Raw genomic sequence first — 4,439 nt, forward strand, 5'->3', positions numbered from 1 at the left:
TATGGCAACTACTTTTAATTTATCTATAGTACCATTTCTAAATACTTTATTTTTTACAATGGTTTTTATTATATGTTTATGAATTTCTTTTAATCCATCTAAATCAAAATCACTTAAGGAGCGCCTAACGGCATCAATGCGTGGCATTTTAGTTTTTTTAGGTATTACTTTTTTAAACTTGCCTTTTTTAAGCCAATGTTCTAATCTATTGAAACTTCTTATCTGAAGCATAAATCCAAATAACACCACGAAGGTAATTGTTGAAATTTTTACATCAGATTTTATTCTTTTATCTTTTAAGTTATTGATTTTTTCACCTATATCGTATACCTTATTAATATAAGTAAGTAATTGTTTTAAATAACTTTTACTCATTTTATCAGCATCCTTTTTAAGTTGGTTTCTAGTAAAAACTATTATAAAAAGGATGCTTTTATTATGCAAATTTTTTCTCTAAAATTTCCAGCAAAAATCAGAATTTATGGTTTTTAACCTAACCCTCAATCATTCATTATAAATCAGCGGGCTCACGCCCCAAAAATTTTTAAGCGCTAAACTTCTGTTAAGAGAATAAAATATTGAGAATAAAAAAAGGCACTCGTAAAAGTGCCTTTTTTTAGAAATAATATTATTTTATTTCAACTGATGCTCCAACTTCTTCTAATTTAGCTTTCATGCCTTCAGCATCTTCTTTAGATACGCCTTCTTTTAATGTCTTAGGAGCTCCGTCTACTATTTCCTTAGCTTCTTTTAATCCAAGACCAGTTAATTCTCTAACAACTTTGATAACTTTGATCTTTTGTGCACCAGCGCTAGCTAATACAACATCGAATTCAGTTTTTTCTTCAGCTGCTCCAGCTGCTGCTCCAGCTGCTCCAGCAACTGCTACAGGTGCTGCTGCACTTACTCCGAATTCTTCTTCACATGCTTTTACTAATTCATTTAATTCTAAAACAGACATTTCTTTTATAGCTTGAATTATATCTTCTCTTGTCATTTAAAATGCACCTCCAAATTTTCTTATTTTATTATGCTTGCTCAGATTCTTGTTTTTCTTTTACAGCATTTAGTAAGTAAACAAGATTTGATAATGGAGCTTTGAAGCTTCCAAGAAGTTTCGCAAGTAAAACTTCTTTTGGTGGTATTGATGCAAGCTCTTTAACTTTAGCTTCATCAAATATTTCACCTTGAACAATTCCTGCTTTAAGTTCCAATTTTTTATGGTCTTTAGCGAAATCGTTCAATACTCTTGCTGGCGCAGTTGGATCTTCATATCCAAAAGCTATTGAAAGTGGCCCATTTAGGTGTTCAACTATTCCTTCATGTCCTAATTCTTTCGCAGCTATAGTTACTAATGTGTTTTTGTAAACTTTATATTCAACCCCAGCTTCTCTTAATCTTTTTCTTAGTTCAGTATCCTCTTCAACTGTCAAACCTTGGTATTTCGCAAGAATTACCCCTTGAGCTTTTTCCAATTTTTCTCTAATTTCCTGAACTTTTTCTTCTTTTAATTGTCTATTCTTGCTCACAGAGTCCACCTCCTTACAGTATAGAACTGTGTATAAAAATTAAAGTCTCCCCGCAGACGCGAAGAGACCATACATTTCATATATTGGAATCCTCGGTAGGTTGTTAACCGTTATGCTTTCGTTGCACCTACTGTCTACGGAATTATTACTTATTTAATTTTAAGACTTTATAAGTATATCATCAAATTAAATTTATGTCAATATTAATCTAACGCTTTAACTGGATTAATTTTAGCTCCTGGTCCCATTGTGCTTGATACAGAAATTGACTTAATATATTGTCCTTTAACTGCTGCTGGTTTAGCTTTTATTATAGCTTCCATTAAAGCACGGAAGTTCTCTCCTAACTTCTCAACACCAAATGATGCTTTTCCAACTGGAACGTGGATTATAGCAGTTTTATCAACTCTATATTCAACTTTACCAGCTTTGATTTCGTTTATAGCTTTAGCTACATCAAATGTTACAGTACCTGATTTTGGGTTTGGCATTAATCCCTTAGGTCCAAGAATTCTTCCTAATCTACCAACAACACCCATCATATCTGGAGTTGCAACAACAACATCAAAATCGAACCAGTTTTGACTTTGTATTTTTTGAGCTAATTCTTCTGCTCCTACATATTCTGCTCCAGCTGCTTCTGCTTCTTTAGCTTTGTCACCTTTTGCAAAAACTAAAACTTTAACAGTTTTACCTGTTCCGTGTGGAAGCACTACTGCTCCTCTAACTTGTTGATCTGCATGTCTTGGATCTACTCCAAGTCTTACAGCTAATTCTATTGTTTCATCAAATTTAGCTTTTGATGTTTTAACAGCTAAATCTAACGCTTCTGTTGAAGTGTATAGAGCATTTCTATCCACTAACTTTGCGCTTTCTTGGTATTTCTTACCTACTTTTGCCATTTTTATTCCTCCTTTGTGGTTTTAACGGTTTTACCTCCCACTTTAATTAGAAAAATAATTATATTACTCTTCTACTGTTATGCCCATACTTCTTGCAGTACCTTCAACCATTCTCATAGCTGCTTCAACTGATCCTGCATTTAAGTCTGGCATTTTTAATTCAGCGATTTCCTTAACTTGAGCTTTAGTTACCTTAGCAACTTTTTTCTTGTTAGGTTCTCCTGAACCACTCTCTATTCCTGCTGCTTTCTTTAATAATACCGCTGCTGGTGGAGTTTTAAGAATAAAACTGAATGATCTGTCTTGGTATACAGTTATTACAACTGGTATTATAAGTCCTGCTTGGTTTGCAGTTTTAGCGTTAAATTCTTTACAGAATCCCATTATGTTAACACCGTGTTGTCCTAATGCTGGTCCAACTGGTGGTGCTGGGCTCGCTTTACCTGCAGGAAGTTGAAGTTTTATTAATCCCATTACTTTTTTAGCCATGAATTGACACCTCCTATAATGTGGTAAACGGATAAGAATCCTCCCACTTATTCAACTTCATCTGTAAGTGCTAATCAATTTTTTTTATTTGATTAAATTCAAGTTCAGCAAGTATTTCCCTGCCAAACATATTAACTAATGCTTTTACTGTACCTTTTTCTATGTTTATTTCTTGAATCGAAGCTACAAACTCTTCCAGTGGTCCAGATACAACTTTTACGCTTTCGCCAATCTCTAAGTCGATATCCACCGGCTTTTCTTTTATTCCCATTGTACTTATCTCTTCTTCTGTAAGAGGTACTGGCTTTGATCCCGGGCCTACAAACCCTGTAACTCCTCTAGTATTTCTTACCACATACCATGATTCGTCACTCATTATCATTTTAATCAATACATATCCTGGGAATATTTTCTTCAAAGTAACCTTTTTCTTTCCGTCTTTTTCTTCTACTTGTTGCTCCATAGGTACTTGTATATCAAGTATTAAACTTTGTAGATTTCTGTTTTCTATTGTTTTTTCTAAATTTACTTTTACTTTATTTTCATATCCTGAATATGTATGAACTACATACCATCTAGCTTCTTCTGGCATAATTCAAGGGTTCGGTGTAACCTAACCCCTACCTCCTTTTTTATTTATTTAAAAATACCCAATTAAAGAGGCTGGCAAAACCTTTATCCATTAAGCCTGTAATTGCTACAAATATAGCACAAAACACTAATACTGCTATAGTTGACTTTTTTACATCTTCTTTTGTTGGCCAAGTAAATCTTTTAAATTCAGCTTTTAAACCTTTGAAAAATCCTATTAAACCTCTGTCGGTTGCACGAGACTTATCTTTCATTTCTACATTACTAGCCATTAATTTCACATCCTTTTTGCACTACACTATTTTGTTTCTTTATGAAGTGTATGCTTATGGCAGAATTTACAATATTTTTGCATTTCAACTCTGTCAGGGTTGTTTTTCTTGTTTTTCATTGTATTATAATTTCTTTGTTTGCATTCTGTGCAAGCTAAAGTTACTTTAACTCTCATTATTTCCACCTCCCGATTTACGTATATAACTAAACGTAAAACGCTTAATCTTAATTGTAAAAACAACAACATATTATATCAAACATTAGAGTTAACATAATACTTCAAATAATGTATTTTAAAAATATATTATTTCTAGCATATATAAGCGTAGTTTACTATAAAATTAAGGTACTTAGTTAATTTATCACAACTTAGACTTTATGTCAACATAAGTTGTGTTTTAAAGTATTTGTATTTTTAGCTACTTTATAATATATTACCTAAATTTGATAATTTTATACTAAATCACAATAATCATATGATTATAAAGGACTAGGTCTAGAAACCTAGTCCCAATGTTCACTCTTTAAAATTATTCAACTATAGAAGTAACAACTCCTGAACCTACAGTTCTTCCGCCTTCTCTTATAGCGAATCTTAATCCTTCTTCCATAGCTACTTGTGTTATTAATTCAACATTCATGTCGATGTGGTCTC

The 4,439-nt window shown here is 32.6% G+C and carries 9 protein-coding genes and 1 other annotated feature; all 9 genes read right to left on the minus strand.

Annotation, left to right across the window (positions count from 1 at the left end; genetic code table 11):
* Positions 1-375: hypothetical protein (locus FGK85_RS14550; RefSeq protein ID WP_341472459.1), on the minus strand; the 375-nt coding region annotated here is incomplete at its 3' end.
* Positions 376-628: 253 nt separating this feature from the next.
* On the minus strand, positions 629-997 hold the full coding sequence (gene rplL / locus FGK85_RS14555; RefSeq protein ID WP_138207826.1) for a 50S ribosomal protein L7/L12: 369 nt from the start codon (positions 995-997) through the stop codon (positions 629-631).
* Positions 998-1,028: 31 nt separating this feature from the next.
* The gene (gene rplJ / locus FGK85_RS14560; RefSeq protein ID WP_138207828.1) at positions 1,029-1,529 is read right to left on the minus strand and encodes a 50S ribosomal protein L10; all 501 of its coding nucleotides are present in this window, start codon (positions 1,527-1,529) and stop codon (positions 1,029-1,031) included.
* Between the two features lie 29 nt (positions 1,530-1,558).
* Positions 1,559-1,687: a sequence feature (ribosomal protein L10 leader region), on the minus strand.
* A gap of 45 nt (positions 1,688-1,732) precedes the next feature.
* Positions 1,733-2,431 carry a 50S ribosomal protein L1 gene (gene rplA / locus FGK85_RS14565; RefSeq protein ID WP_138207830.1) on the minus strand — a complete coding sequence of 233 codons (699 nt, stop codon included), beginning with the start codon at positions 2,429-2,431 and terminating at the stop codon, positions 1,733-1,735.
* Positions 2,432-2,494: 63 nt separating this feature from the next.
* Positions 2,495-2,920, minus strand: coding sequence for a 50S ribosomal protein L11 (gene rplK / locus FGK85_RS14570; protein WP_138207832.1), 426 nt, complete (start codon positions 2,918-2,920; stop codon positions 2,495-2,497).
* 70 nt (positions 2,921-2,990) lie between these two features.
* Positions 2,991-3,512 carry a transcription termination/antitermination protein NusG gene (gene nusG, locus FGK85_RS14575; RefSeq protein WP_138207834.1) on the minus strand — a complete coding sequence of 174 codons (522 nt, stop codon included), beginning with the start codon at positions 3,510-3,512 and terminating at the stop codon, positions 2,991-2,993.
* Between the two features lie 40 nt (positions 3,513-3,552).
* Positions 3,553-3,783 (minus strand): preprotein translocase subunit SecE, encoded by a 231-nt coding sequence (gene secE, locus FGK85_RS14580; RefSeq protein ID WP_138207836.1) that lies wholly within the window; start codon positions 3,781-3,783, stop codon positions 3,553-3,555.
* A gap of 26 nt (positions 3,784-3,809) precedes the next feature.
* On the minus strand, positions 3,810-3,959 hold the full coding sequence (gene rpmG / locus FGK85_RS14585) for a 50S ribosomal protein L33 (protein WP_035292587.1): 150 nt from the start codon (positions 3,957-3,959) through the stop codon (positions 3,810-3,812).
* 355 nt (positions 3,960-4,314) lie between these two features.
* Positions 4,315-4,439 (minus strand): EF-Tu C-terminal domain-related protein (locus tag FGK85_RS14590; protein ID WP_479724204.1); only part of this gene is annotated, 125 nt, incomplete at its 5' end.

Source organism: Haloimpatiens lingqiaonensis (assembly GCF_901447495.1).
In the GTDB taxonomy this organism is placed as follows: domain Bacteria; phylum Bacillota; class Clostridia; order Clostridiales; family Clostridiaceae; genus Haloimpatiens; species Haloimpatiens lingqiaonensis.

Excerpts from the sequence above, each read along its gene's own strand:
- rplL (WP_138207826.1), bottom strand. The coding sequence starts at position 997 with ATGACAAGAGAAGATATAATTCAAGCTATAAAAGAAATGTCTGTTTTA.
- rplA (WP_138207830.1), bottom strand. The coding sequence starts at position 2,431 with ATGGCAAAAGTAGGTAAGAAATACCAAGAAAGCGCAAAGTTAGTGGAT.
- rplK (WP_138207832.1), bottom strand. The coding sequence starts at position 2,920 with ATGGCTAAAAAAGTAATGGGATTAATAAAACTTCAACTTCCTGCAGGT.
- nusG (WP_138207834.1), bottom strand. The coding sequence starts at position 3,512 with ATGCCAGAAGAAGCTAGATGGTATGTAGTTCATACATATTCAGGATAT.
- secE (WP_138207836.1), bottom strand. The coding sequence starts at position 3,783 with ATGGCTAGTAATGTAGAAATGAAAGATAAGTCTCGTGCAACCGACAGA.
- rpmG (WP_035292587.1), bottom strand. The coding sequence starts at position 3,959 with ATGAGAGTTAAAGTAACTTTAGCTTGCACAGAATGCAAACAAAGAAAT.